The organism is Candidatus Anstonellales archaeon, assembly GCA_038869735.1.
GTDB lineage: Archaea > Micrarchaeota > Micrarchaeia > Anstonellales > CG1-02-47-40 > JAWCQO01.
On the sequence record JAWCQO010000006.1, the window covers coordinates 32,532 to 59,489 of the forward strand.

Annotated in this window: 26 protein-coding genes; 21 read left to right on the forward strand and 5 right to left on the reverse strand. The window is 40.3% G+C overall.

Going from position 1 to position 26,958, the window contains the following annotated elements:
- Window positions 1-34: 34 nt before the first annotated feature.
- Window positions 35-868, forward strand: a complete 834-nt coding sequence (gene pyrF / locus QXF67_03240) for an orotidine-5'-phosphate decarboxylase (protein MEM3060518.1) — start codon at window positions 35-37, stop codon at window positions 866-868.
- Between the two features lie 227 nt (window positions 869-1,095).
- Window positions 1,096-1,980, forward strand: a complete 885-nt coding sequence (locus tag QXF67_03245; GenBank protein MEM3060519.1) for an NAD(P)H-hydrate dehydratase — start codon at window positions 1,096-1,098, stop codon at window positions 1,978-1,980.
- Window positions 1,981-2,038: 58 nt separating this feature from the next.
- On the opposite strand, the gene QXF67_03250 is transcribed toward QXF67_03245, so the two are convergent.
- On the reverse strand, window positions 2,039-2,740 hold the full coding sequence (locus tag QXF67_03250) for a glycosyltransferase (GenBank protein ID MEM3060520.1): 702 nt from the start codon (window positions 2,738-2,740) through the stop codon (window positions 2,039-2,041).
- Between the two features lie 89 nt (window positions 2,741-2,829).
- Here QXF67_03250 and QXF67_03255 point away from each other — a divergent pair, with 89 nt between their 5' ends.
- The 15 genes from QXF67_03255 to QXF67_03325 all read left to right on the forward strand — a co-directional run bounded on the left by QXF67_03255 (window position 2,830) and on the right by QXF67_03325 (window position 17,886).
- Window positions 2,830-3,099: a hypothetical protein gene (locus QXF67_03255; protein MEM3060521.1), complete on the forward strand. Its 270-nt coding sequence runs from the start codon at window positions 2,830-2,832 to the stop codon at window positions 3,097-3,099.
- A gap of 41 nt (window positions 3,100-3,140) precedes the next feature.
- Entirely contained in the window at window positions 3,141-3,974 is an 834-nt protein-coding gene (locus QXF67_03260; protein ID MEM3060522.1) for a deoxyhypusine synthase family protein, read from the forward strand.
- Window positions 3,975-4,517 carry a hypothetical protein gene (locus QXF67_03265; protein MEM3060523.1) on the forward strand — a complete coding sequence of 181 codons (543 nt, stop codon included), beginning with the start codon at window positions 3,975-3,977 and terminating at the stop codon, window positions 4,515-4,517.
- A gap of 105 nt (window positions 4,518-4,622) precedes the next feature.
- Window positions 4,623-5,597, forward strand: coding sequence for a hypothetical protein (locus QXF67_03270; protein ID MEM3060524.1), 975 nt, complete (start codon window positions 4,623-4,625; stop codon window positions 5,595-5,597).
- 19 nt (window positions 5,598-5,616) lie between these two features.
- Complete coding sequence (gene priS, locus QXF67_03275) at window positions 5,617-6,759, forward strand: DNA primase catalytic subunit PriS (GenBank protein MEM3060525.1); 1,143 nt, start codon at window positions 5,617-5,619, stop codon at window positions 6,757-6,759.
- Window positions 6,760-6,888: 129 nt separating this feature from the next.
- Window positions 6,889-7,425: a hypothetical protein gene (locus tag QXF67_03280; GenBank protein ID MEM3060526.1), complete on the forward strand. Its 537-nt coding sequence runs from the start codon at window positions 6,889-6,891 to the stop codon at window positions 7,423-7,425.
- Between the two features lie 25 nt (window positions 7,426-7,450).
- A complete protein-coding gene (locus tag QXF67_03285) occupies window positions 7,451-7,732 on the forward strand; it encodes a hypothetical protein (GenBank protein MEM3060527.1) in 282 nt (93 codons plus the stop codon).
- A gap of 7 nt (window positions 7,733-7,739) precedes the next feature.
- Window positions 7,740-7,907: a hypothetical protein gene (locus QXF67_03290; protein MEM3060528.1), complete on the forward strand. Its 168-nt coding sequence runs from the start codon at window positions 7,740-7,742 to the stop codon at window positions 7,905-7,907.
- Window positions 7,908-7,915: 8 nt separating this feature from the next.
- A complete protein-coding gene (locus QXF67_03295) occupies window positions 7,916-8,698 on the forward strand; it encodes a translation initiation factor IF-2 subunit alpha (GenBank protein MEM3060529.1) in 783 nt (260 codons plus the stop codon).
- The gene (locus QXF67_03300) at window positions 8,695-8,844 is read left to right on the forward strand and encodes a nucleolar RNA-binding Nop10p family protein (protein ID MEM3060530.1); all 150 of its coding nucleotides are present in this window, start codon (window positions 8,695-8,697) and stop codon (window positions 8,842-8,844) included. The genes QXF67_03295 and QXF67_03300 overlap by 4 nt, the downstream gene beginning before the upstream one ends.
- A gap of 1 nt (window position 8,845) precedes the next feature.
- Entirely contained in the window at window positions 8,846-9,616 is a 771-nt protein-coding gene (locus QXF67_03305; GenBank protein ID MEM3060531.1) for a proteasome assembly chaperone family protein, read from the forward strand.
- A 193-nt stretch (window positions 9,617-9,809) separates the two neighbouring features.
- On the forward strand, window positions 9,810-10,820 hold the full coding sequence (gene gap / locus QXF67_03310) for a type I glyceraldehyde-3-phosphate dehydrogenase (protein MEM3060532.1): 1,011 nt from the start codon (window positions 9,810-9,812) through the stop codon (window positions 10,818-10,820).
- Window positions 10,821-11,312: 492 nt separating this feature from the next.
- The gene (locus QXF67_03315) at window positions 11,313-12,134 is read left to right on the forward strand and encodes a hypothetical protein (protein MEM3060533.1); all 822 of its coding nucleotides are present in this window, start codon (window positions 11,313-11,315) and stop codon (window positions 12,132-12,134) included.
- Window positions 12,135-12,253: 119 nt separating this feature from the next.
- A complete protein-coding gene (locus QXF67_03320) occupies window positions 12,254-13,948 on the forward strand; it encodes a hypothetical protein (protein MEM3060534.1) in 1,695 nt (564 codons plus the stop codon).
- A gap of 446 nt (window positions 13,949-14,394) precedes the next feature.
- A complete protein-coding gene (locus QXF67_03325; protein MEM3060535.1) occupies window positions 14,395-17,886 on the forward strand; it encodes a hypothetical protein in 3,492 nt (1,163 codons plus the stop codon).
- A gap of 40 nt (window positions 17,887-17,926) precedes the next feature.
- Here the strand turns inward: QXF67_03325 and endA are convergent, their stop codons facing one another.
- On the reverse strand, window positions 17,927-19,105 hold the full coding sequence (gene endA / locus QXF67_03330) for a tRNA-intron lyase (GenBank protein MEM3060536.1): 1,179 nt from the start codon (window positions 19,103-19,105) through the stop codon (window positions 17,927-17,929).
- 117 nt (window positions 19,106-19,222) lie between these two features.
- On the opposite strand from endA, the gene twy1 reads away from it, so the two are divergent.
- Window positions 19,223-20,293, forward strand: coding sequence for a 4-demethylwyosine synthase TYW1 (gene twy1 / locus QXF67_03335; protein ID MEM3060537.1), 1,071 nt, complete (start codon window positions 19,223-19,225; stop codon window positions 20,291-20,293).
- Window positions 20,294-20,601: 308 nt separating this feature from the next.
- Here the strand turns inward: twy1 and QXF67_03340 are convergent, their stop codons facing one another.
- The 3 genes from QXF67_03340 to QXF67_03350 are packed head-to-tail and all read right to left on the reverse strand — an operon-like array spanning window position 20,602 to window position 21,547.
- Window positions 20,602-20,892, reverse strand: coding sequence for a thioredoxin family protein (locus QXF67_03340; GenBank protein ID MEM3060538.1), 291 nt, complete (start codon window positions 20,890-20,892; stop codon window positions 20,602-20,604).
- Window positions 20,893-20,930: 38 nt separating this feature from the next.
- Window positions 20,931-21,326 (reverse strand): class III signal peptide-containing protein, encoded by a 396-nt coding sequence (locus tag QXF67_03345; protein MEM3060539.1) that lies wholly within the window; start codon window positions 21,324-21,326, stop codon window positions 20,931-20,933.
- Window positions 21,323-21,547 carry a hypothetical protein gene (locus tag QXF67_03350; protein MEM3060540.1) on the reverse strand — a complete coding sequence of 75 codons (225 nt, stop codon included), beginning with the start codon at window positions 21,545-21,547 and terminating at the stop codon, window positions 21,323-21,325. The genes QXF67_03345 and QXF67_03350 overlap by 4 nt, the downstream gene beginning before the upstream one ends.
- Window positions 21,548-21,608: 61 nt before the next feature.
- Here QXF67_03350 and pgk point away from each other — a divergent pair, with 61 nt between their 5' ends.
- Genes pgk through QXF67_03365 form a run of 3 tightly spaced genes read left to right on the forward strand, consistent with a single transcriptional unit; the run spans window position 21,609 to window position 26,935 of the window.
- Window positions 21,609-22,811, forward strand: coding sequence for a phosphoglycerate kinase (gene pgk / locus QXF67_03355; protein MEM3060541.1), 1,203 nt, complete (start codon window positions 21,609-21,611; stop codon window positions 22,809-22,811).
- Window positions 22,812-22,859: 48 nt separating this feature from the next.
- Complete coding sequence (locus tag QXF67_03360; GenBank protein ID MEM3060542.1) at window positions 22,860-25,433, forward strand: hypothetical protein; 2,574 nt, start codon at window positions 22,860-22,862, stop codon at window positions 25,431-25,433.
- Window positions 25,430-26,935, forward strand: coding sequence for a hypothetical protein (locus QXF67_03365; GenBank protein MEM3060543.1), 1,506 nt, complete (start codon window positions 25,430-25,432; stop codon window positions 26,933-26,935). The genes QXF67_03360 and QXF67_03365 overlap by 4 nt, the downstream gene beginning before the upstream one ends.
- Window positions 26,936-26,958: the final 23 nt, after the last annotated feature.

Consider the following 26,958-nt stretch of genomic DNA (forward strand, 5'->3'; position numbering starts at 1 on the left):
AATATATAAATCACAAACCGCAAATTCCAGGTTTGTGGCACTAAAAAAATATCTTGAACGGATATCGGCCTCCTCAGCTTCTCACGCATCTATCGTTTGTATGGGTATTGATCCTATTATTGAAAAGATACCACTAAAAAAAGAAAATATAGAAGAAAAAATCTTTTCATTCTATTCTTCAATCCTAGACTCAAATCCGCGCGTCTGCGCCATAAAGCCAAACTATGCATTTTTTGCTCAATACGGCTTTGATGGCTTAAGGGCCTTAAAGCGGATTATAGACTCCTACAAAAAAACCTATCCAGTAATTCTTGATGCAAAGCGCTCAGATATAGGAAAAACCTCAGAGGCATACGCCAAAGAGGTTTTTTTGTTTTGGGGCGCAGATGCCACTACTGTCTCTCCTTATCTTGGAAGCGATACAATAAAACCATTTTTGTTATACAAAACAAACTTTTCGTATGTTCTTTGCAGAACATCAAACGATTCTGCACGTGAATTTCAGTCCCTAAAATCTGCCAATCTACCCCTCTACCTTCACGTTGCGCGAAAAGTTCAAGAGCTCGATGCTTCCAGAGGGCTGCTTGGGCTCGTCGTAGGCGCAACAGCTCCACTCGAACTTGAAAAAATAGCTTCAACGCTGCGAAAACCAAAACTCCCACTCTTAATTCCTGGCATAGGCGCTCAGAGGGGAGACTTAAAAAAGACAATGCAGATTCTGAAAAAACATTACCGAGAGAGAACTTCAATCTGCCTTATAAACGCTTCATCATCCATAAGCTATGCCTATGCAAAGGAAAATGCTGCAGACTATGTTGGTTCAGCCCTAAAGGAAATAGATAACCTAAATCGGCAGATTAAACTTTAAACTTAGCTTCTTCCGTCTAGAAATTTAAGTAATTTTACCAAAATCTTTCTTAAAGGTATAGGTGCAATAAAAAATTTACCTTCTTCTTTCCATATCCGCACCAACAGCAGAACGAATACTAGTGCTTAACTGAGAACCCTCAAAACAACGTATGCAGTGCATATTAATAAGACTCTAGCTATAAGTTGAGTAAGTCACAGGAGCAAGGCACGAAGAAGAGGACCGTTATGAGCATAAAAAAACCACTCACCCCCAAGGGCAACCAAATATCCTTTCATCAGCCACATGGCATAGCAAAATCAAGTTGGTCTTCGTTTTCATGCCGCAAGCTGTTGGGCCATAATGGTCTTTTGAGCAACAAACTCTTTTCTCCTTCTCCTGCATCACACAAAGGCCAGAACGGGGTCGCATTGATTATCGGCGGAGGAAGGAAGTATCACGGAAGTGCAGTATTGGCTGTTTTAGCCGCAAGCAGGTTTGTGGACCTTCTCTACTTTTACTCCCCCTCCAAAATGCCCTATTTTTTTGTAAGAAAGGCAACACCATGCGTAATTTGCATAAGCAAAAATGAACTTGGCACTCACGTCAAAAGAGCCGATTGCATCCTTATAGGTCCGGGAATGGATAAGACAAAGCAAACAAAAAGCCTCGTTAGGCAGGTACTTTCAACAAAAAAAAGCTGTATTCTTGACGCAACAGCGTTAAGGATTGTTGAAAAGAAGTATCTACACAACAAGGCAACATTAACCCCCAATGTTCGGGAATTTGAATTCCTTTTCGGTGAAAAACCCACAAAACAGTCTGTATCCTTCTGTGCAAAACAATATAACTGCAACATCCTCTTGAAAGGAAAAAAAGACACAATTGCAACTTCAGACGGAAAGTTGTATATAATAAAAGGTGGAAATGCAGGCATGACAAAAGGCGGAACCGGCGACACCCTTGCTGGGCTTCTTTGTGCACTCCTCTGCAAAAATAAAACTCTATATGCTCTTCTGGCAGCTTCATGCGCAAACAAAAAAGCAGGAGAGATGCTAGCACGGAAGTACGGGCTAAACTACTCCGCTTTGGACGTTGCAAATGAGCTTCCAAAAACATTAAATCTAAAATAGCTAATTTTAACTTCCCTCAACTTTCCGTACCTTTAATTTCTCTGTGTCTTTATCTTCTTTATCTTATAGGCTCGTATCTCTCTGCAGGCTTCTTAAATATGATGCTTCCAATAAGATTCCCAAAATGAAAGAGAAAAAATTTCAAGTAGCCCCAAGCCCTAAGTCTTCGCGAAGAAGTGTAAACTATGGCTTTCTTTGCAAACACAACCTTCCCAACCTTTTTTGCTCTCCGCTGCAGATCCAGGTCCTCGCCAGTAACAAGGTTTGGATTATACCCCCCAATCATTTCGTAGGTACCCTTCCTTATTGCAATGTTAGAACCAGGTCCTGTTGGATGACCCAAAAAATTAAAAAACCAGTAATAAAGTGGCATTATTGTCCTAACAACAAAATCATCAAACCAATTTGCATCTAGGAGATAAACATTGCCGTGAGCGCAACACACGCTCTGGTCATCAAATACTCTAACTATCTCACTTAACCAATTCTTGTCAGGGACACTATCCGCATCAGTCGAAACCAGCAAGTCGCCAGTTGCTTTTGAAGCGCCGTCTCTCCTTCCTGCAGATATAGTCGACTTCTTAAACACAAACACCTTGTCAGTATATCTTCTTGCAATTTCGCAAGTTCTATCGCCACTTTCAGCATCAGCAATTACTATTTCAACTTCTCCTTTATACGTTTGGTCTATTATTGCCTTTAAGCATCGCTCTATCCTTTTCTCTTCATTATAAGTTGGGATTATAACGGATACTCTCACAGATTAAACTTCACTAGGAAAACTTTTTAAGCAATTTATCGTTCTATTTTCTAATCGAGAGAGATTGATAATGGAGAAGAGGTGACTTAATGGTAAAAAAAATAATTGACTGCCCTCCAGGCAAGGAGTTTATCTTCCGCCTTCCTGATGGAACAGCAATTGGGAAGGCAAAAAACATAATCCAATTTGCTGAACTTGTAAAAATTGCTCCACTTCCCTGTCTATTATTCCATGCCAAAGGAAGACATTTTTCACCTTGGCTTGAGCTAATAGGAGAAAAGGACGCAGCCAATCGCCTCAACTCAATAGAAATAAACGAGTCAACTGTTCGTGTGTCCATACTGCGGGCTCTCAAGTGATATTGTGGATTTTAAAGCAGTTACATACTAATTTCAATCTTATGAATATCTCTAAACTAAAAGACTCAGGCTTCCAGGCAACAGAGCTTTACAGAGCATCTCAGATAATAAGAAGAATGAAAAGGGAAAACGCCACTCTTTTCCTATCTTTTACATCAAATCTAATTGCTTCTGGCTTGCGGAAAATCATCAAAGAGCTTGTAAAAAAGAGATTCGTATCTGCCCTTATTACTGCGGGAGGAGCAATAGCAAGATGCAAGGTGCGATACAGCATAGATTCATTTGATGCTGACGACGTGTACCTTCACAAAAAAGGAATAAACCGACTTGGAAACATATTAGTCCCTAACAAAGCCTACCTCTGGATAGAACAAGTATGCAGAAAAGTCTTCTCCCGGCTTAATGGAAAAGTTTCGCCTTCATTATTGATTTCCCGCCTTTCTTCGCAGTGCAACTCTTCATCAATAATATACTGGGCAGCAAAAAACAACATTCCAGTATTCTGTCCAGGAATAACAGACTCTGCAATCGGCTTACAATGCTACTTTTGGAAGCAGAGCCACCCAGACTTTGGGATAGATGTAACTGAAGATATGTCAGACCTTGCAAATCTGGTCCTAAATTCTAGAAGGGCAGGAGGCATAGTGCTTGGAGGAGGAATAGCAAAACACTATCTAATAGCTTCAAACATCCTTCGAGGCGGATTAGATTACGCTGTTTATATCTCTACCTCCTCCCAATACGACGGCTCACTTTCAGGCGCCAGAGCTGAAGAAGCTGTAAGCTGGGGAAAAATAAGACAAAAAGCAAATTTTGCAACAGTTTATGGAGACGCAACAATCTTATTTCCTCTTCTGGCTGAGGAGTGGTTATAAGTGATTAGAGAAATTTTCATCTCATTTCTCACAGGCCTTTTTGTAAAAAAAACTGATGAGCTTGCCGACAAACGAAGAAAAAAAGAAATAGGCTTGTTGGCATACTTGCTTCCATTTCTCTACTCTCTCGGCCTTTCTTACCTGATTTTTTTTACAGGCGCATCAAGTCTTTTTCTTGCAGGCATTATTGGAGTATTGCTTGCAGGAAAAGTCGACCATAGATTACATCTAGTAGGCATTCTCCCCCCTCTTTTTCTTCTGCCTATTTTCCAGCTTCCGCAGTTTTCTCTTTTACACTTTTCTATCTTCCTCTTTGCCTCATTTCTTGATGAAAAGATTGCTAAATTCAAAGAATATACCCAACAACTTCTAAACTATCGCCCGTTCCTTCCTTTATCTGCTTTTTTACTTTCAATTTATTCTACTAACTTCCTTTACTTTCTTTCAGTTCTTTCCTTTGATGTTGGCTATAATTTTGCTTTTCTCAAAATACAACCCACTTTTTCCAACAAAGAATCTTGCAGAAAGTCGAAAAAACGCTAAACACTCCTCCCTTCTTTCAAAACCCCTTTGCAAGGAACCCAAAAACATAAAATAGCGGACTTTTCCCCCACAACAATATTTATTTATGAACAAAAAAAGCTTATTATGCCAAATCTTCTCTTCTGTGCAAAATACCCATTTACACGGGAAGCAAAAGAATACGTAAAAGGGGCCGGAGTATCTCTTGACACAGACATATTAAGACGAGCAGAGAAACGAGTGGTTTCAGCCATACAGGAAGGTAAAATACCACCATTTTCAGAAGTTCTTCCCTCCACTTATCCCATTGAGATATTTTCCTATGCTGCAGCACGGATGATAATTTCAGGGATGAAGTCAAGATACTTTATAAGCAGGTATGCAATTGCCGAATCAAAACGTTCAAGCGAGTATCTTAGAAAAGACCCCGAGGAAAATCTCAAAAAAATAATGGACGAGCTCAAAATTTTCTGTAGCTACTCACAGGACAACACACTCATGCCACTTTTTGCATATCTTAAGTATTCTCCAAAAGACACTCATTATAAATTATCAAAAATGAAAATAAAAGGCGGCTTTGTCATCTTCGAACATGACGAAAAAAACAAGCTTATTCGCATTACTGAAGAGGCAATAAGAAAATCAATAGAATCTTCTCTTCCAGTTGTCTCGCCGACTCCACCTGAAGTCAAGCGAATTGCACAACGGCTCTCTCAAGAGTTATCCCACCCCAAGCCCCCAAAGACAACCATAGGTTCTGAAAATATTCCCCCCTGCATACGTGAGCTTCTTGACAGGCTTGCTTTAAGCGAGAATCTTCCCCATACCGCACGATGGGTACTTGCCGTCTATCTCTTAAACTCAGGAATGAGCCCAGAGAACGTTATTAATGCCTTTAGAACCGCTCCAGATTATTCAGAAGAAACGACAAAATACCAGGTAACGCATATAAAAGAGAAGAAGTACTCCATGCCTTCGTGTGCTACAATGGATACTTATGGCCTTTGCAACGCAACTTGCGGATGCCTTAATCCTCTAAGATACAGGAAGGGAATGGAGCTCCAAAAGGGCCAGGCAGCAGAAAGTGAAAAGAAAAAATAGCCGTGTCTGGTAGTTAGGTATGAACCACTTAGAAGAAAAGGATACACAGAAGTTTGTGCAAGATAAGATATACCATTACTATTATTCCCATCCACCAGCAATTCCATTCATTGAAAAAAGAGAATTCGGCTTTGGTACATGGGAAGAAAAGATAGCATATAGGCACCTATGGTTCAAAACTAATTCAGAGCTTGTTGCGCGCCTTCTCAATGATAGACCACTTTTTGTGTCTTACTCAGCAGCCATCTATGAATTCCCAGACGCACGACCAATGACAAAAAAGAATTGGCTTGGAGCAGACCTTGTCTTTGACCTCGACGCAAAGCACAGCGAATGGGACAAAGAAAAAAAATCTCTAGATTGTGGAAAATTTACCTGTCAGCAATGCTTTGATTATATCAAAGAACAAACGCAGAGGCTGATAGATGAGTTTCTTATTCCAGACTTTGGTTTTTCAAAAAGTGAAATCTCACTAAACTTCTCAGGAAATCGCGGGTATCATGTGAGAATATCAAATGAAGACGTTATGCCACTTACACGTGAAGAAAGAAGGGAGATAGTGGACTACTTGCTTGCAAACGGGATAACTTTTAATGACTTCTTTTCAAGTGATGGTTCAAAACTACTTGGACCCACTCCAAATCAAGGCGGTTATTTTGGCAAGGTTGCAAAGAGCGCAATTCTTCTTTCGCAAAACCCAGCAATTGCAACTTCCATATCTCGAAAACTCCGCGATAAAGCAAATTTGGAGCATTTCATATCAGGAGTGCAAGAAGGCAACTGGAATAAAGTTGGCATCCCAAACAAAGAAAAAAAATTTCAACGACTTTTTCAAAAAATAATTAGCCAGCTTTCAGTGAACGTGGATTCTGGTGTATCCATAGATACAAGCAAGCTCCTAAGAATGCCAGATTCAATAAATGGCTCAAGCGGCCTTATAGCAAAGAGAATATCCGACCTAAAATCGTTTGAGCCTACCAGAGACGCCGTTGCATTTTCTAGCCAGCCAATAAAAATAAGGGTAATTGAGCCTGTCAGGGAGCTTTCTTTCCTCAACTCTACATTTGGGCCATTTGAGCCAAATTCTGAGCAGACAGTTCCCGAATCGTTGGCAATCTATCTCATATTAAAAAGGGCTGCAATTCTTTCAAACCCAATATAGATATCACAATAGATACAAAAGCATAGACACTCCTAACAGGCGCATAAATAAAAACACAAATCGCATAGGCTATTGCTGTATTTAAAACTTTTTCTTACAATATCCATTATAGAGAGGTGCTTTTGATAAATGGAGATTACTTATCCTGCCCTTAGGGATTTACAGCGAAGCGAGAGAGAAAGTACAAACATAACCCCCCTACCAAAGGACTTTTACTCTAAGCTATCAAAATTCATCTCTGAAAAGAAGTCTCTTCTAACTACTACTTCTACAATCTCAGAGATTAGAGAGTACGAAAACATCTACAAAACTATAAAAGAGATAATTACAATGCGCCAGAAAAAAATACTCTTTCGGGCACTCACTTCTACGGAGCACGATGCAACAGGTATGACTGAAGAAGAGCATCAGCTATACGATAAAATCCGAGAAGCAATAAAAGAAGAAACCGAGGAGATAGAAGGGGTCGTTTTCTCAACTCAAGAAAAACAACCGACACCTAGCCAGACAAAATATAAAAAGGTCCAATTTGTAAAAGATATACCTGCCTATAAAGGAAGCGAGCTAAAATCATATGGACCATTTAAGAAGGGAGACATCCAACTACTTCCAGAAGGCGAAGCGTTATTTCTCATTTCCTCTAAGATGGCAAATGAGATAGAGTAATCAGAACACCAAAGAGGCGATGCCTTTGAAATTTCCAAAGGAACTTAGGACATATTGTCCCGCGTGCAAACGCCATACCTTACATTCAGCATCTCTTGCATCCAAAGGACGAGTACGCGCTCTCTCGTTTGGAACCCGTAAGCACGAACGAAAATTGAAAGGACGTGGCGGCAAGAGAGCAGGTGAAAAGACAGTTAAAAAGCAAGGAAAGAGACAGAAGATAGTTCTTACCTGTTCAGAGTGCAAAAAGAAGCACGAGCGAGTTGTTGGAACACGAACAAAGAAGAGATTGGAGATAAAGAGGTAGAGAACCTATGAGCAAGTTTATCAGAATAAAATGTCCCTGTGGAAATGAGCAGACAATCTTTGGAAGCGCTACCACCATCGTCAAATGCATTATCTGTAAAACAGAACTTGCAATGCCCACAGGCGCAAGAATCGCTATAAAAGAAGGGGTGGCGGTAACTAAAACTTTTGAGTGAGCTTATCTATGTTAGAACCAAAACAGGATGAACTTGTAGTTGCAACAATAAAGAAGATAATGCCTTATGGAGCGTTTTGTCTACTCGATGAATACCCTGGCAAGGAAGCATTTGTTCACATATCCGAGGTAGCTCCCCGTTGGATAAAGAATATACACGAATTCCTTCATGAAGGCCAGAAAGTAGTTGCGCGTGTCTGGAGAGTAATCCCAGAGAAGAACCAAATAGACTTATCCTTAAAGCGCGTTACAGAGGCTGAGAAAAAAAGAAAGCTTGAAGCAGTAAGAAGAAATAAGCGAGCTGAGAAACTCTTTGAGATGGTCCAAAACAAGCTAAATCTTACGGATCCACAAAAAAAGCAAACCCTAATGGCACTCTCGTCACTCTACGAAGGCGACCTCCTTTTAGCGTTTGAGACAGCACTTGATGGACCGGAACCTCTTATCGAGGCAGGGATAGAAAAAACAATTGCAAATGCGATTTTTGAAGTTTCCCAAAAAAGCATAAAGAAGCAAAAAGCAGAAACAAGGGCAACAATATCTCTTGTTTCATATGAACCTAACGGAGTGGAGCTAATCAAAAAAACCTTCTCATCTCTCACCGTTTCTCCTCACACAGAATTTAGCATACACTTCCTTGGCTCACCCAGGTATCAACTAAAAGTAAAGGCACCAGACTTTAAGCATGCAGAAAAGTCCCTTGACGAACTCATCTTGCAGATAGAAAAAGCTATTAAGGGCCACGATGTACTACTTTCTTGTCAGAAAGAAGAAGGTAGAAAAACAACATGAAAAAGCTTCGAAAATGCAATGTATGCCACACATATACTTTAAGCGATGTTCACTGCGGCCTGCAAACAAGATATGGCCATCCCCCACCGTTTAAGATAACTGACAGATGGGCAAGATACAGGAGAAAAGAAAAATTTGGTGTTTAATATGTTCGAATCAAAAGTAATCCAAAGGAAAAGGTCAACGAGAATAAAACTCAAAAATCCCTTGCTGATTGCAGGGTTTCCAGGAATAGGGCTCGTTGGAAAGATAGCGGCAGATTATCTCGTGCGGGAACTTAAAGGAGAAAAAATTGCAGAGCTTTATTCTCCGCACTTCCCTCATCAGGTTATTATGCAGAAAAATGGCGTTTGCCGAATGCTAAAAAACAAGTTCTATCTCATAAAGGGAAAGGATCGAGATATGATTATCCTTACAGGAGACGTGCAGGCAATTACAAGCGAAGCCCAATACGAAATATGTGGTAAAATCTTAGATTATTACGCAAAGCTCGGTGGCAAAGAGATTTTCACTCTGGGAGGGTATGGCACAGGAAAAGCACCAGAAAAGCCCCGCGTCTTTGCTGCAACTACGCACAAAAAGCTTGTCCAAGAGTTCAAGAAGTATGGCCTTATATTTGGTGAAGCACACGGATCAATAATAGGCGTGGCCGGCCTTTTACTTGGAATGGGCAAAATACGTGGCATGTACGGTATATGTATAATGGGAGAAACCCACGGCGGATTTGCCGATGCAAGGGCGGCAAAGGCTGTCCTTGAATCTTTGTCTAAAATAACCGGCTTGCACATAAACCTTTCAAAACTCGATGCTCGTGCAAGAGAAAGCGAAGAATTCATGAAAAAGATGGAAGGAGAAGCGCAGAGGCAAATGAAGACTTCCCTTGGGGAGGAATTGCAAGGACTCTCGTACATCAGATGAGAGGGGGGATAAGAGGCGTTTGTTTGGCAAAGGAATTCGGAGATTATAGATGTTTGAATTTGTTCTTGCTTAGCCCAAAGAGGAGGAATAACGAGATATGGATAAAAGAATAATATGGATAAGACTAAATTGCTAAATTTACGTTTGGTCGCTTCCAATTAACTCAATTAGATTGGAGATACCAGGTGATAACGTGAGAGTCGCAATAAACGGTTTTGGAAGAATAGGGCGTTGTGTCTTGCGCTCAGCTGCCGAGTCAGGCGTTCTCGGAAAAGCCTTTGACTGTATTGCAATAAACTGCACGCATTCGCCAAAAGAAATTTCATATTACTTTACTCACGACTCAATCTACGGCCAATTTGAAGGAGAAGTCAGCTATTCAGAAAACACACTAATCATAAATGGATTCGAAATACGACTTGTAGCTGACAGAGATCCAAAAAACTTACCTTGGAAATCGCTTGGCATTGATTGCGTGATTGAAGCTACAGGCTCCTTCACTGATAGAGCAGGGGCTTCTCTCCACCTTACAGCCGGTGCAAAGAAAGTTCTAATTACGGCACCAGCAAAAAATCCAGACGTGACAATAGCCCCGGGAGTAAATGATGATGTTTATGACCCCTCAACTCATTCAATAATCTCTCTTGCAAGCTGCACAACAAACTGTCTTGCTCCGGTTGCAAAAGTGCTTGAGGACAACTTTGGCATCACTTCCGGCTTCATGACTGCCGTTCACGCATATACTGGAGACCAAACACTAACAGACGACTATCACAAAAAAGATCTTAGGAGAGGCAGAGCTGCAGCCCTCTCAATCGTCCCAACATCTACAGGAGCAGCTAAAGCTATAGGGGATGTCCTCCCTTCCCTTAAAGGAAAGCTTGATGGCATTGCCCTGAGAGTTCCTACTCCTACCGGTTCCATGAATTCACTTGTCTGCACCCTTACAAAAGAAGCTGGTGCAGAAGAGGTAAATTCAGCAATGAAAAAGGCTTCAGAAGGAAAACTGAAAGGCATTCTTCAATATTCAGAAGACGAGCTCGTTTCTTCTGATATAATAAAAAATCCACATTCCTCAATATTCGATTCAAAGCTTACTAAATGTATAGAAAGAACCTGCAGCACCTATGCCTGGTATGACAACGAATGGGGCTACTCTTCTCGCGTAGTTGATGCCATTTGCAAGACACTCAACAAAGCTTGAAAGCCTGAAAGCGTTTATGTTGATTGTTAAGCTTTGTTGATGTTCTCCAGCCATGCGTAATATTTAATAAAAGCTTGAAAGCCTGAAAGCGTTTATGTTGATTGTCAAGCCCCTCTGCTTCCGCGTTCTTTTCTGGTTTGTGATAAGATTAGAAGAAAATCCGATTGCGTCTTCGATTATTGGGCGTTACTTTTTTCCACTATATTCTTTTCCACTAATTCTCATGTATCTCATGTAAAAATTACGAATAACACAGAGACGGACCAACTCGTTCCTTGGCCTGTTGCAAATATCCAGCGATACAAATTGTCTATACCTCTACTTCCCCGGAATTCGTACGTAGACCATAACCTTTACCCCTTGCAAATATCCAGCGATAACGACCACCAATCCCTCCTTGACGAAAGCCCAAATCTTTCTTTTCAAATCAAAAACTAAATCATAACCCTTTACCGTGCTTTTTTAAGCTTGCAGTTGCGCAAACTAAGAGTCATGGAAACAATATATACGGAAAGCGACTCCTTACTCCTCCTTTTAGATAAACTCTGCAAGAAAGCTGAAGAATTGAAACAGGAGAAAAATGAAGAGAAAATTAAGGTTGGGCTTGGAGAAATATTAGAGAACCTACAGATCGCAGTTTCTATTGACCATAAGCATTCTCCTTTGCTTTTGCACATCTTTGATTATGCAAAAGCCATTTCTCAAAAATCTCCTCCAAATTCATTTGATTTTCTTTTGCTTCTCTCTCGTCTAAAGCGGGCATCAGCCCGTATAAGAACTTCACTCAAATCACCCGATAACAAGATTGAGCGAATAGATGATTTGGAACAGATGAGTGCTGATACGGTTCACCTCTTTGAATCCAAAAAAGATATAAGTGGCCTGGTATCATTAGCTCAGAATGGAAGCGGCCCAGTAGCGGTTATGGCAGTTCGCGCAATTTCAAGAATAGGAAACGCCCAGCTTCTCAAAAACCTTGCCATTTCTGCTGTTTATGAAGCCTCATTAGAAGCAATTGCTAAACTTGAGAGCATAAAGGCGACTAATGAAATTGTCGAAGTTGCTCTTTCTGCAAACCAATCCATTGCAACTGTTGCAGTAGAAGCGCTTTTCCGCCTAAAATCTGTAGAAGGGCTTCTTGCTGTCGCAATGAAAGGAAAGGAGCCAGTATCACTTCTTGCCGTTAAAATGCTTGAAAGACTTGGAGCCGTTTCGGCTCTAAAAGCCATTTCTTTGCTCACATCGCCTGCAGGTTCAGCTGCCTTTGCTTGTTTGATAAGATTAAAAATGGCAGGAATTCCAGTCCCCTTATAACGTTCGCCTACAAAAACATTTTAAACTTTTAACTTGCATAAACCCCGCAATGCATAAACATCACATTTTTATTAATCAGACGACAAAGGACCCACTTTTGGGTTATACGGAGGGAAAATATGGTAATGGCGAATAAACCGTTAACGAAGCAGGATATTATCAGTAGGTACGAGGCTGCTCTGAAACTACTAGAGGGCCATTCAATAAGCGAAGGTGATAATCAGTGGCTTCGACGAACCATCACACTCACACTAAACTACATGAAAGGAAAACCTGAGGAGGAGGGAGGGCTTTCAGGGCGCTTTCGTCTTAAAGACATTATACAAGCATTAGAGTACAAAAACGATTTGGGGACCATATGTAAATTCTTACAGGATAACAATGTAGCAGATGCCGACTCAATCATGAGCGCCGTAAAACAACTTCACAAAAGCGCAAATTTAATTTCGAAGGCGTCATCAGCCCTCCGTTTAGATCAAAAAACATTTAGTCACGTAAATAAAGAATCAGCTAATCTTCTCGGAGACCTTCAAGAAAATACTCTTAACCAAATCTCCCAGTGGTTATATCAAAAAAATTATGATAGCATAGCAGATTATCAAAAAAATGTAATTTTAGAGGGGGTATCTCATGCCTTTAAGTACATGGTCCAAAACGGATTTGCCCAAAAGAACGCAAATGAGCTTGGCCCCAATAGCACACTACTTCTTGCAGAGCTCTCATGCGTCTTTGCAATTTTAGGAAACCGAAATGGCAAAGATCTTTCAAACATTGCGTTTAGCGGCTTTCAGAAGACTGACGACGTAGAGATTAATGCCCTTAATGCACTTAACGTGTTGTTCGACGAGGATGGTGTTTTTAACGAAAAATTTTTTGAGCCTCAGATATACATAGATGGAAAGAAATCATCCATAAGCAATAGAGGAAAGAGCAGGTGGGCAAAACTTCTTACTAGGGTGCGAGGTGAGTACAAACTACAGCGTCCAGAAGAGACACAAGAAGGAGCAGGAGAAGAGACACGAGAAGGAGCAGGAGAAGAGACACGAGAAGGAGCAGGAGAAGAGACACGAGAAGGAGCAGGAGAAAAGACACAACAATCTCCGAAACCAGAACAACAAACTCCGGAACAAAAACTTAGAGATGTTATTATGAACTGGATTCCTGGCATAAATGAAGAACTAGCAAACGAGATCATAAATTCTATTCCATCTGATCAAAAGGATTCTCTTGTATCTTTTTTTGAATCTCTATCTAATAAAAATATCTCTGAAATACTAGACGCGTCAATAAATGGTATGAAGCTAGATGGTACGGATCTAAAGCCGGAATATATCGATAATCAATTGACCAACCTTTTTAATGCCGTGCTAAGTGCTCTAGAAGCGGTGAAAGCGCGCACCAAAACGCGACCCCCTCTTCTTGATATCTCCAAATTTATCAAATTCATTAAAGAAGATCTACGATCCTCAGACAGAATGTGGTATGATAGTATATGTAAGATAGCTGACTATCTACTGAACGGAGGTCACAGCTCCACCGATAAAATGAAACCCACCTATCTCACAGAAGAAAATGTAACTAATGCTTTAAGACCTCTAGAAGGCAGGGTGAAGGGAGGAGGACTATTTAAGAAAGACACCATGGAACAACTTACCACACTTATAATGTATCAATCGTATAATCAGCTTGTGAAATATATTGACAATACAAAAAAAGACAAGAATATCCATGCCGGCGAGCTGCTCCTCAGAATATATGAAGATAAATATAATAAGGATACGGAGTCTAAAAAGGAGCAGTCTACTACCCAATAAAAAGAAAGTCACTAACGAATGCCTGATACAACAATCATCCAGCAGTAGAAGGGTTTTCAACCAAGAACCATAACACTAAGTTCCAATAGACTTGGACGTCAAGACATTCTAATTTACGGTCTCCAAAGTCTCTGGAAGCTATAAAAGAACGTTAGACCAGAGTTTGCTATTAAAATTGAAATTCTATCTTAAAAAAAATCAGCCAAATTTTTCCAGTTTGCTGAAAGCCAACCGCTGTGCTTGCCTGTGGCGCACTGCCTTTAAAAAGAAAGCAGAGAAGCAACAAATAAACCAACTAACAAGCCTGCCCCAGCTTCAAGAATAACAAACCAAAGGCTTCAGCACAAATCCCCTCTGCCTAACTGCCAGAGCCGACACTCCCTCGCGCCCAAACGAAATTTATTTATACTCATAATTCTAAAACAGTCGTGTGAGCTTTAATGCAAATGCGTATAGAAAAAGAAGAAAAACAAGATAATGTGACAGAGATACAACCGAAGGCAGACTATTTCCTAGCTAAAATACTCCTCTACTCCAAAGAACATTCCAATCCATTTGATTTTGTGAATAAGTGGGAAGACCTTACCAACGAGTTGGGTCCTATTCTAGCTGGCCTCAAAGAAAATGAAAAAGACTATTTTTATGAACATCTCAATAAACAAATACAAAAATATAACATAAATTCCACCATCCTTCCTTACGTTTCACCTTCCATTTCACTATATAAAGAACAGCTTTTGAACGCTCTTGGCTACTTCCATACACTTGACCAGAAGTTAAAGTCATATATCTTCCTCGGTCAGGGGGAACTCACTAAACTCACTATTGATGATCTTGATCAAGATCTCAAGTCTAATAAGATAAATAAGAGTGCATTTGAGCTCATACTAAAACTTCACTACGGAGATAAAGGCGAAACGCTAGACCATTTTCTTGTTGATGTGATGAAAGTGTCTAAAAGCAAACTCTCCAGTTCCAAAGTAATTGATAAATACATCTCTATAATGGACCACCTACAAAAAAATAAAGATTATTACTCAACAGACCCACTACGCAGTAAGGCAGATGAGGACAATATAAAATCAATTTTGTACGGCACGATCCCTCTTCATCCACCAAATACACAACAAGTAGGACCCTCCCAGATAAACTTATTTGATACAATATCCACTGCCGCTTTAATATATAAATATAAGACAACAGATTTTAAGCCGCATATCGAAAATTTAAATATACTTACGAACCTTCTGACGACATATTCAACAGGTGGTTCCCTACCACCCTACTCTCAAGCTCTTCTTCTTTCAAAAAATTATTCAACTCTGTTTGACTCCATGCTTCATCTTGATCAGCAAAATAGAGGAAACGTACTAAACAGTCTGTTGTTCTACTACTCCCACTTATATAGTAACCTTCCGTTGGAAAATAGATACATCGCCCTAGGAAACTTTTTAGATAAAGTGCTCTCTACTAATTTTTATCAACACGATACACTCGATCAGGCAGTGAGTTCTGCGGGTAGTTTTACTGATAGAGGCCGTATCAGGACGCATTCACAACAAACTATTCTCGGTTTTCCAAGTGTGGGCGGGAACTTCCAGAGTGATACTTATAATATTCTTAGATTCTTTTCTCCAAACCTGAATCCATTCAATCTGCAGGAGTCGTCCGCCAACCTTGATATGTTCATTACGTCGTTTATTCCAGGGTTTTATCCAATTAAGCCATATTACCCATCATCCATATATCAAAAACCTAAATTTGACGCAATTCAATTGATTTCAGCGATAGATCATATACGCCGTCTTGTTGCGGAGTATTATAAACCCAAAATCGTTTTAAGTTTTAACGAAATAAGCGCGCATACGTTCGCATCTCATAGTAAATTTCCTACGAATGAATTCTCCAGAGGTAGTGGTTCCATTGATGTTCATGGATTAGAACATCAAATCAGAGCTAGTGGAACTGTTGAATCCCAAGAATATCGGGGGGGGAAAGAATCAAAAGCCGCGAATGTGGCCCTCAACGCCACTTTATCAGCTAATCAACTTTTCCTTCAATATGTAAAAGATAAGAAGATTGACCTTTCTCAAGTAACAGACGAAAACCTCCTTGCTAATCTCAACTTGGCTCTTAGAGAAGGTACAGACATGTTGTTTTTTTTTGAGATGCCGCAACACTCCACATCAACATCAGAAAAAGAAGAGATCATTGGCAGTCTTTATATTTATGACTATGGCTCCCGCACCTGGTATAGAGCAAATATAAATGAACTTGATGAAGATATAAATAAACTTAATGAAGATCTGTCTGAATTCCGACACTACTTTTTTTCTCTTAGACAGGCTCTTCTTGGAGAGGATACACCAGTCCAATTCGCTGTAGAACGCCAAAATAGTAAGGTTAACCAAACTAGTAATGTTAACAAAACAACTGTAGAAGCAGAACGATGGGGATTCATGATCGGAGTAGCACTCAGCAACGATACTGGAGCCTCCTTATTCCGCTCAACAGAAGGAAATATGAGTATTTCTTTCGTTAGATCTACCAACTTAGTTGTCACATCTGTTGGTTTATTTCACATCAAAGAGGAACCTACGCCAGGCGTTTATTATAACCCTATTGACTCCACTCAGTCTCAAAAAGGTAGCCAAACGTTTGCTAACTTTGGATCCACAACCAAGAATAATGAATTTACTGCTTTGTTTGGTGTCACTAATAATAGTGGCGCTAATAAACCAATGGTAGGGGGTCGATTCTCACATCTAGACAAGTCAGTTGCCTGGTCAGCTGCTGCTTTATACTCCTTCAACCCTGTTTACGGCACTTACATATTGGAAACTAGTGGAGGAGTAGATTATGGCTCTCTAAATCTTCTAGCTTATGTTAAGGCAGCAATGGACAATGTCACTAAGAAGGGGGCGGGCGATCCAAATGCACGTCAACTAGAGATTAATTTGAACATTGGAGAGTCTAAGCTGGTGGGTGTAGGTGTTAGTCTTCCCAATGCCCATACATCAATTGAGTCCTCCGATATATTAAAGTCTCTTCATAACCTATATATCCGTCTTATGTCTACCATTAAAGAAAACAAAGGAGAAGATGTTGAAACAATTCTAATTCAGGTGGCTGACCTTGTTAAACTTTATGCGGAGACTACTTTGGCTTCAGTACTATCGGATCCAAACAACAAAACCAACACTTATATCAAATTCTCAACAGGAGAAGGAGGCATTTCAGGTATATTTAATTATAACCCACATCAAAACCAGTGGATGGCTACACTTTCTATCCCCCTTCCAGATAATCGCCAAATCCAACTTCTATACCTCAACGATGCAAAAATCCACACAACTAACCAATCTGCAACTAAACGTGACGCTTTCGGAGCGAAATACCAAGAAGGGCCTTGGACTATTGCCGCAATCTATCCCGACCGTCCTACTCTTTTTAGTCCATTTTCAATAGCAGTTGCATATGGTAAAGATAAGTGGAAGTTCGGAGTTGAGTTCTTTAACCCTACTCCATCTGTTGGCAACAATAAAAAAATTAGCGGTATTATTACCTATGGAAATGTCCAAAATAACTTTTCCTTAATCGTATCTAACCAAGATTATGAACGATTGAACAGTTGGGTCCTCTCACTTCAACGGATATGGGACTTCTACAATCACATACGCTTAACCGCGTTTTCTTCAGACATAGAACGTCCTCCAGACGGCATAAGAGGTTCTTCAAACATATACGTACCCTATGTTTACGATCTCAACATCAACAGAGACGGAGGCAAAGCTTGGGGTTTCGAATTAGGCGCAGGCGGTGTCTTCCCTGGATTGGGTGTCTTCTCTAGGGGTGAGTGGGGGCTTACCGCCAGACTCCTACAGGGCTATGGTGGATCAACATGGGAGATTAGACTTAATCTTTCCCTGCCTTTTTAGTGAGTGCCAGATTATAGAGCCACCGGAGGTTAACCTCCCTCTAAGGCTGCACCCATTCTATCTCATAATATTCGTATTTGCTTCCAGGCAGTTCAATTCTCTTAATTAAGTAGTAAGTCACTGAGCTTTCCCTGTCAGCTATCCCAAGAAGAAGTTCTAACCCTGCTTCCTTGCATCTTTCAATTGCAATAGCAAGCTCAGCTCCACCTATCTCCTCCTCCTCTGAAAGAGACATCATCAAATAACGCGGCTTTCCATCCTTTGGCGTCTCTATCCCTCCCTTGTGCCTATGGTACAAGATATAATTCAGACCAACGTCAATCTTTTCCTCGCCTCTCACTCTTTTTCCCGGAATTGCAAGTATAAATGTTTTCTTTACAGAATGAGCAACCCTAATTGCACGTGCCCATTCTGATATTATCATACGACTCTTTCTCGGGAATACGTGAATGACGTGCCTTGAGTGCACCCACTCCCCAGCAGGCTTCACTGGTGAGGCTCCTGGAAAATAAAGCCTAAAATGCGTTCCAAATTTGAAGCCAGTTTTTAGTATAAAACCGCGCATCCTCCAGTCTTCATAGACCTCATAAAGGGATGAGAAATCCGTTCTAAGTCTTTTAGCTGACCTAACAAGCTTCTTCTCATCCATTCCATAAATGCACAGATTTCCGTTTCTCACCATGAATAATGTCTCATATATGTCTAACTTGCCTATCTTCCCTCTCTGCTCCGCTTTATACGAAGCAAACTGCCCCATCCAATATCGCTCATAAATTTCTCGGGCAGCATGTTCATCGTCAATGATGCAGGTCAAGTCGCCTTCAAAGAAACGCCCCTGAAGCGAATATTTGTCCATTTCAAATTTTCCTTTTGGATACTTCTTAACAGGATTTCTCCCATAGTTTTTTTTCCAGTCAAGTTCACATATAGGCCGCGCAATAAGTCCTCTATCCCTCCAATCCTTATATGTAAAATATTTTGCCATCTGCTTTTTTGAAGGAAAAAGCGAAGCTACATCGTTAAAGAGCATAACATTTCCATTCTTATCGTAACACTTTGCATTCCTAATGTCAATTAAATAAAGTGCTTCCTCAGGATAAAGATGAACCACTCCCTTTTTTATTACTCCATAATGCCCATTGACTAAAGATGAGACACTCTGAGGTTCTAGGCATACTATTTCTTTCGTTTTTCTGTTTATCTCTATGTATATGGCCATATTCCTCCCTTTCTACACAATCCTCATTTGGGCAAATATGCTCATAGGCGACACAACCAATGCAACAAACAATATCAACAAAAGCTAATTTAAACTAAATCTAAATAATTATTACCCATGCAATGTTCCTTATGTACTGCTTCGGCAAGTTCTTTAAATCAAAGGCCTCATTCCCAACGACAGCCATGTCCACCTGCAATTCCTCGTCCAGTATTTGATGAGTTGTGCTCTCAAGGCTACCATGTAGTAGGAAACCACTCAGCAAATAAGAGATGCAAATGGTTCCGCGAGGCCCTCATAGGCAATGGAGGATGCTATAAAGCAAGGTTTTACGGCATCCAATCGCATCGTTGCGTTCAATGCACCCCTGTTCTGCTCTTTTGCAATCACGCATGCAAGTTCTGTTGGAGAATCATCCCTGAATCAAAATTGCAATTTGAAGACATGCCCTCAAACAGCTTTAAGTGGGATTCGCCGGAAAAAGTAGCAGAGGGCATATTAAGAGAGCAAGAAAGAATAGCCTCCGGCTATAAGGGAAATCCAAAGACAAGCATAAAGAAATTCAACGAGGCAATGACGCCACTTCACGTTGCAATATCACTTACAGGAGAACCGACGATGTATCCTTATCTTGGAGAGCTGATACGCATCTTTCACCAAAAAGGTCTTACAACTTTCCTTGTAACAAACGGCACGAACCCAACTGCGCTTTCTCGCCTATCCCCCCTTCCAACCCAACTCTACATCTCAATGGTCGCCCCCAACAAGGAGAATTACCTTAAAACCTGCGTTCCAGTTTCAGCTTCTCTTTGGCAAAATTACCTTTCGTCACTTAAGCTTATGGGCCAGAAAAGAATACAAAAAGGGACTCGGACAGTCTTGAGGATGACTTTAGTGAGAAGCCTCAACTATTGCTGTGTTGAAGATTATGCATCGCAGATTAAGCTTGCAAAGCCAATGTTTGTCGAAGTAAAGAGCTATATGCATGTAGGAAAAGGAAGGGAAAAAAGAGGCCTGTCTCTATCAGATATGCTTTCAATTGAAGAGATAAGGGATTTTGCAAACAAGTTATCAGCAAAAACTGGCTATTTCTATACTGATGAGCACGCGCCAAGCAGGGTAGTTTTGCTCTGCAGAGATAAACATGCTCAAGCAAATCGTCTTCTCCCACTTAGCCAACGAACATAAATGATGTAGTATAAGCTCCTTTACTTGTGACTCAAAATCCACGGCAACTCTTATCTCATTCTTGCTTTTTTTTACCCAATCCCTTTACGGCCTTTACTTGTGTTCAAAATCCACGCAACCCTTCCCTTTCTTCTTCCTTTACGGTTTTATTTGTACTTGTTTTTCCTACGTAAATCTCCGGCTCCGAACTAATGCTCGTTTGATTGCTTATAACAATCCAAACAATGGATATTTTTTGTTTCTTTGCCTGCTTACATTTATCCTTCCGAACACGTCCAACATATAAATTAGAAAAACAAAAAACCTAATTAGAAAAAGTAGCTTTGCTTTTCCCTCTCCTTTCTTATTTCGTCTTTAAGTACCCGTTCAAGGGCCTTCTTTTCAGGAATCCCAACAAATATAACTCTTCCATTTAATATGATTGTAGGAGTTGCAGTTACTCCAAACGCCTGAGCCCTCTGCATCCCCCACTCAGTAATCATGTTTACCTCCCTAAACCCAATGCCCTTTGTTTTTTTGAGGATTTCTTGGGCAAGCTTTACAGCCTTTGGTGAGTGAGGGCAATTTGGAGAAGTAACTATCTCTAAAAATATTGCCATGTTCTAATCTTTATCCGAAGGAGCTATATAAACCTTTTTTATTTCGGCTCTCTGATTCTTACCATCCCATCACGCATTTCAACAAGGACTGAACCACCTTTATATATTCTATCCAAAATTTCAAACCCACACTCAGCTTTCATTTCAGCTTCGCTTGTCCCGGATTTTAATTTGAGGATATCCCTATCTTTTATTAGCTCAAAATCAGAAATCCCTTCCTCTCTCAAAACCCGGACATTTCCTTCTCCAAGAATACAAACTTCCTTGATTTTGTAAGCTATCCGTTCAACTAATCTTTTCATTGAAGCCTTTTTTATCTCCTCACCGGCGTATAGTTGGAGACGTGAGAGAGAGTAAAGTGAGACAGATAGCATAAAAAGAAAAATAAGAAAAAGAAGAAGAAACTCTGCAGATAGCTGGCCTTTCTTCTTCATCCGGATATCCCAGAGCAAACATTGTTTATACAGCTCTCTCCTGCATCACAATCAAGATCTGTTTCGCAGCTCTTAGAGATTTCAAATATCTGGCCTGTTTTCTTCTCTATCTCCTTGCCAGCCTGTGTTGCTGTTTTTATAAGTTGGCTTGCAACAATAAGCGCAACCCCTATCAAAATAACCAATATAATAAGCATTTCAGCTGAAATCTGCCCTTTCATCAATTCACCCTATCTAAATACTCTGAAAACGTTTTATTTCTTTGCTCTCCTTACTCTCTTTATGAATTTACTGGACAATTACGATTTTAGGGGAAAGAGAGTCTTTGTTCGTCCAGATTTAAACTGCCCTATCGACGAAAAAACAGGTAGAGTTGAAAAATCACCTCGAGTGATAGAGCATGCAAAAACTACCATTCTTGAGCTTTCAGAAAAGGGCGCAAAGGTTATCGTTCTTGCACACCAAGGAAGAAAAGGAGAACCAGACTGCGTGTCTCTTAACCAACATGCGAAATTCTTGGAAGAAGAAACAGGCAAACGCGTCATATTTGTTCCGGATGTCTGTGGGCATATGGCCAAAAAAGCAATAAGCAACCTAAAAAATGGAGAGATACTTCTACTTGAAAACGTGCGTTTTTTGGATGATGAAACAGCATTCAGAACTCCGCAGGAATACTCCAAATCATCACTTGTAAAAAACCTACTTCCATTTTGCGATGCTTTTGTGCTTGATGGATTTTCAGTCTCTCACCGGGCTCAAGCTTCAGTCATCGGTTTCATTTCAAAGCCGACTTTTGCAGGGCGGGTCATGGAAAAGGAACTAGCCGCTCTCTCTCATCTCAAAAATCCATTGCGCCCATGCACTTTCATACTTGGAGGAGCAAAGCCAGAGGATTCAATACCAATCCTTGAGCATTGGCTTTCACAAAAAAAGGCCGATTATTTTCTTTGCGGAGGAGTGCTTGGCTTGTTAATCCTTCTTGCTTCAGGCGTAAATCTTGGTAAAACGAAGCGATATATGGAGGAAAAAAATCATACCAAGCATATCCCGCTAATACGAGGCTTATTAGAAAAATATCAAAAACACATAAAGCTCCCCTTGGATGTTGCTTACGACAAAAACGGCCAACGGCACGAATGCCCCACATCCAGCCTGCCAATTCCGCATGACATCTACGATATAGGAACCGATACACAATCTGAATTCTCCAGCCTAATAAAGCGCTCAAAGACAATAATAATAAACGGCCCCCTCGGAGTTTATGAAAATAATGAATTTGCAAAGGGCACTCGTGCGGTTCTTGAGGCAATAGCCTCTACTAATTCGTTTTCCATAGTAGGTGGCGGACACACTCTTTCAGCAATAGAAAAGTTTGAAATTGACAAGAAAAAATTTTCTTATATCTCCCTTGCAGGAAAGGCTCTTGTTGAATACCTATCAGGAAAAAGTCTTCCAGGATTGGAGATACTCAGGAAACACAAATAAGCAAAAAATCCATTAATTATTTAAAAACAAATCTATACTTGATATACTATGCAAAACTATCTTTCTTCTCAGAACCAGAAAGAAGAGAAAAAAGCCTCCTCTCTTTCTATATCTGCCAAAAAGGATCTATATATAAATACTTTGTTACGCTTTCTCGAATCAGACTCTCCAGCGTATTCATTTTATGATTACAGCCAATTTGTTGACAAGGACTCTAAACTCCTCCCCCAATATAAGAGAGGAGCAAAGCTCTTTGCTCTCTATTTGTCTCTGCCATCAATCAACAATCTCAACGCCCAAACCCTAACCACCCACCTGAAAGATTCCTACTACCTGTCAATCGAAGCAATGACAATTTCAAACATAATCCAGTGGATGGAGTCCGGTCAAACTGGGACACTTCGCGAATATCTGAATAACGCAGGAATTGATAATAGAAAGAGAAATGTCATCTGCGACTATGCAGCAGCTTTTGGTGATTCAAAAGACATGCTAAGCTTTTACAAAGATGAGCTTTTATCAATATCATCGCTGTTGGTCAAACCCTCTACGCCCTCAACCGCTGTCCCATCCAAGCTTGAGCTTCTCTCACTTATTCCGGAGGACCAAAAAACACTTTTTGCCGCTCTTCACGAAGACCAAAAACAGGCCATAAAAAATAAGCTCGAATCCGCATTTATCCAGTTCATGGCTAATATGGCTACCGACAATTCCAAGGACATAAACACAAAAGTGAACGATTTCATAAATAACATCCTTCCTGCAGAATTCAAGGAAGCATACTCCTCACTCTCAAAACCAGAGCAAACCACAGAAGATTCACGTGCGTCCACGCCTTCATCACAAGAACAACCTCCCCCTCTATCCTCTAAAACCCCCAACCAAGGAAGCGAAAAGCAGCAGCTAACACCAGAGACCGGCTACTCTTCCTTCTCTCCTTCCTTACAGATACCTGCCAACTACCCTTTCGTGCAGGAGAGCAGCTTGTATGTTCCCCAGAGCTTGCCATGGTCATTTTCAGAGCCTGACGAAAACATTCTCCGAGAGGCCCAATTTGATAATTATGGAAAGCCCCACAACATCAAAGCGTACATGCAAAGAAGTGGGGATTATTATTACTTTTACCTAACTTTTATAAAAAACATGAGCTATGACGAAAAAACAAACAACTTCACAAAAGCAAAAGACGAGTCAGAGTCTATCTATAATACTTACAAGAACGTACTAGAAAAAGGCAATAACCTTATCTTATTTCTTGAGTACATGATGCGCGGTCTACCCCACTCAGCATGTGCCGAGCTGGCACGCGCAAACGCACGCGTTAGGAATGGAAAGCCAGCAGACTTTGGCTCCACCTATTTCGATGTCTATAAAACAAGTGGCGACTACTTCAATTCAAAAGGCAAAAAGCTCGGTACTTTTGCAAGCGAGGAGCAAGCAAAGAAAATAAGGCATGTATGGGTAAAAGTCCACAACCCATATACTGGTTCAGAGTTTCTTGTTGCGAATCACTACCGAATCAACGATTTTCGCACAAAAGAGATCGTTCAAAAAATTATGAATCAATATTCACGCTTGTCCGCAATGGAGCTTGACGAAGCAGTGAAAAGCGTTGCAAAAAAATTAAACGTCAGCGATGAAGACATCAAGACAGGCTTATCTGAAAATCGACATATCCCGCCTCATCTCCTTCTCTCATATCTTTCTGCTGGAGCGTCACTTGGCTCTGACAAACAATACCTTACCTCTCTTGACAAGATAAGAAACTCATTTGGAGAGAAAGCAGACAGAATCTGCGAAATCCTATCTCCACTGCTACGCGGCGGATATAGCTCTTCCGCTTTCATAGAATCAAAAAAAGGTGAATTAATTAAAAGTGGTCTAAATCAGACTGAGATTGCCATCCTGACCTCTCTATTAAAAAACGTTTCCAATGACCCCACATACATCTCACTTAGAATAGCCCCTCATAGGCTGTTGATTGCTGAAAGCAAAGCAGAACCTACTAAAGGCGAGCCTCAAGAAGTAGGCAAACCCCAAGAAGCCAAGTCTGAAACAAAAGAAAAATTTATGTATCTACCAATCTTTACAACAAAGATACCGCCTAGGGTGTATGAGGGCAGGACTATAAAATTTAAAGTTAAAGTTCCTGATGGGCCTATACCCCCCGAATTAACAATCGACTATCTATCACAAACAAGTGGAGCAGCCACCCAAAGAGAAGACGGAAAAATCGTATTTGTGCCCGAGGGTACAAAATGCAATTTTGTTGTAATCGGAAAAGACAGAGAAAATAATACCTATCTCTTCACCAAAGAGGGGAAACCAGTTGCAATATACAGAGATGGCCTTATCTATAAATACAAGCCAGCTTCAATGTTTAGAGGACCAAGTACAGGTGAGCAAATAGGGACATACGATCAAAAGTCAGAAGTTCCCACAATAACCGATAACCAATTAAAAGAACAGATTATTAATGAGCTCGTTGCAAGAAAGATTAATGAAAATGGCTTTGTTGGATGGTGCACAGAAAAAAACGGAAAAATTGAGCAAGGATTTAAAATAAAAGCCGCTCCCGGAGGCCATATTGTCAAAGTTTTATATTTCTTTCCTGAAAGGTGATTCGAATTCAGGCACAAAAAGAAGTTCCAACGGAAAATATCAAGGACAGACTAAAAGAAGTGGCTAGCTTAATACAATCCAACGAAAGAGAGAAAGCAAAATCCATCCTGTTAACTCTCCCTCCTTTAGATAACGTTCTTAAAGAAGCCTTTTCTTTAGCCAAATCAGAACGTAATGGTAAGGATATCCTCAACTCCATAGTTTCACTATATAACAGTGATCCAAGCGCCTTACTCAAAAATAAAGGCAAACAAGAACTCGAATATGCTCTTCAAGTAATCAACGATAGCCCCTACATCGAATTCCCGTCTATCGATGCGTTCCTTAGCTATAATTTGTCTCTTCTTTCACAGAATATAAAAGAACTTCTTGGCCAGACTCCTTTAGGTTCCTCACAAACCTTCAAAACCAACGAAAAAAATAATCTTGGTACTCGCCCCCATCCTATTCCTGGTCCTCAACCTACATATATCCTTAATTCAAGGCCTCAACTACATACTATAGTACTCAATTTATTTGAAGGATCGCGAGAAAATGCAGAAAGAGCATTGGACATAATTTCAAAGGCTCTTTTGAACCAGTTAAGGTCTGGCAAATTCCAGCCTCAATACGAAAAGGAACTTCTAGACTGCTTTCCTATAAGTTCTAAATCTAACCCTACCAACGAAGAGTTAAACGTATTATCTAATTTATTCGGTGTTCGTGAGGACAACTCGTATAATGAATTATGGGACAAGTTCAAGGATAATGTGAAAAGAGGGGACTACTTAGATATTTTGAATCTTCTTAGATCAGAATCCTTTAATCTTAACCTTATAAAAATGCTCGAGTACCAAGACGCTAGACTTAACAGGCTTTCTTTTGACCTTTCAGCCAATGTTGAAGTAGGAAAAGACTATTTCATACGATTTGGAGCTTTACATTATCCAACCTATAAATGGAGACTTGAAAATGGATACATTAGGTTCTCAAAAATAGATGCTGAAGTTGAACTTGGAGTAGGAAAGCGTTTCTTTCTTCTTACACGAAGCGCTCTACTGGGCTTTAGCATTCTTCATCCTGTCCCATCCCCTGCATTTTCCAGCTTCAAGACAAAGTGTTTTTTTGCCTACGATTTTTTAAACAATTCAATAAGGGGGCTCCGAACGCCAACTCTCTTCAGCTCTCTTTCCTTCGATAAAGAACAAAAGTTTTCTGCAGAGGCGGATATCTCAATACCTATTATTCCTCTTAACAAGAGCAATTCAACTTTAATAACCGCAGATACCTATGTTTTATTTGGAGAAGGGATGACACCCATCTATCTAGGCAAAGTTGGCTTTATTTTAAGGGAGGTATTTGGAAACACCGATATAACTTTTTGGGGAGGGATAAACCAAAACTCAACCAAACAATTATCTGTTGAACTTGGAAATAATAAAGTCACTTTTAGCTTAACTACGCTGTGGCTTGAGAAGATAAATCACCCTCAGTTAAAGCTCACCCTCGGTATCAATATTTAGGCCACACCACCAAGAGGTAATTT

What these genes read in the sequence shown, in the direction of transcription:
- QXF67_03280 (MEM3060526.1), top strand. Translation starts at nt 6,889, where the DNA reads ATGGAGATTACTTATCCTGCCCTTAGGGATTTACAGCGAAGCGAGAGA.
- QXF67_03305 (MEM3060531.1), top strand. Translation starts at nt 8,846, where the DNA reads ATGTTCGAATCAAAAGTAATCCAAAGGAAAAGGTCAACGAGAATAAAA.
- pgk (MEM3060541.1), top strand. Translation starts at nt 21,609, where the DNA reads ATGAATTTACTGGACAATTACGATTTTAGGGGAAAGAGAGTCTTTGTT.
- QXF67_03270 (MEM3060524.1), top strand. Translation starts at nt 4,623, where the DNA reads ATGCCAAATCTTCTCTTCTGTGCAAAATACCCATTTACACGGGAAGCA.
- QXF67_03340 (MEM3060538.1), bottom strand. Translation starts at nt 20,892, where the DNA reads ATGGCAATATTTTTAGAGATAGTTACTTCTCCAAATTGCCCTCACTCA.
- QXF67_03325 (MEM3060535.1), top strand. Translation starts at nt 14,395, where the DNA reads ATGCGTATAGAAAAAGAAGAAAAACAAGATAATGTGACAGAGATACAA.
- QXF67_03260 (MEM3060522.1), top strand. Translation starts at nt 3,141, where the DNA reads ATGAATATCTCTAAACTAAAAGACTCAGGCTTCCAGGCAACAGAGCTT.
- QXF67_03315 (MEM3060533.1), top strand. Translation starts at nt 11,313, where the DNA reads ATGGAAACAATATATACGGAAAGCGACTCCTTACTCCTCCTTTTAGAT.
- QXF67_03300 (MEM3060530.1), top strand. Translation starts at nt 8,695, where the DNA reads ATGAAAAAGCTTCGAAAATGCAATGTATGCCACACATATACTTTAAGC.
- endA (MEM3060536.1), bottom strand. Translation starts at nt 19,105, where the DNA reads ATGGCCATATACATAGAGATAAACAGAAAAACGAAAGAAATAGTATGC.
- QXF67_03360 (MEM3060542.1), top strand. Translation starts at nt 22,860, where the DNA reads ATGCAAAACTATCTTTCTTCTCAGAACCAGAAAGAAGAGAAAAAAGCC.
- QXF67_03245 (MEM3060519.1), top strand. Translation starts at nt 1,096, where the DNA reads ATGAGCATAAAAAAACCACTCACCCCCAAGGGCAACCAAATATCCTTT.
- priS (MEM3060525.1), top strand. Translation starts at nt 5,617, where the DNA reads ATGAACCACTTAGAAGAAAAGGATACACAGAAGTTTGTGCAAGATAAG.
- QXF67_03345 (MEM3060539.1), bottom strand. Translation starts at nt 21,326, where the DNA reads ATGAAGAAGAAAGGCCAGCTATCTGCAGAGTTTCTTCTTCTTTTTCTT.
- QXF67_03295 (MEM3060529.1), top strand. Translation starts at nt 7,916, where the DNA reads ATGTTAGAACCAAAACAGGATGAACTTGTAGTTGCAACAATAAAGAAG.
- QXF67_03255 (MEM3060521.1), top strand. Translation starts at nt 2,830, where the DNA reads ATGGTAAAAAAAATAATTGACTGCCCTCCAGGCAAGGAGTTTATCTTC.
- twy1 (MEM3060537.1), top strand. Translation starts at nt 19,223, where the DNA reads ATGCAATGTTCCTTATGTACTGCTTCGGCAAGTTCTTTAAATCAAAGG.
- QXF67_03290 (MEM3060528.1), top strand. Translation starts at nt 7,740, where the DNA reads ATGAGCAAGTTTATCAGAATAAAATGTCCCTGTGGAAATGAGCAGACA.
- QXF67_03320 (MEM3060534.1), top strand. Translation starts at nt 12,254, where the DNA reads ATGGTAATGGCGAATAAACCGTTAACGAAGCAGGATATTATCAGTAGG.
- QXF67_03350 (MEM3060540.1), bottom strand. Translation starts at nt 21,547, where the DNA reads ATGAAAGGGCAGATTTCAGCTGAAATGCTTATTATATTGGTTATTTTG.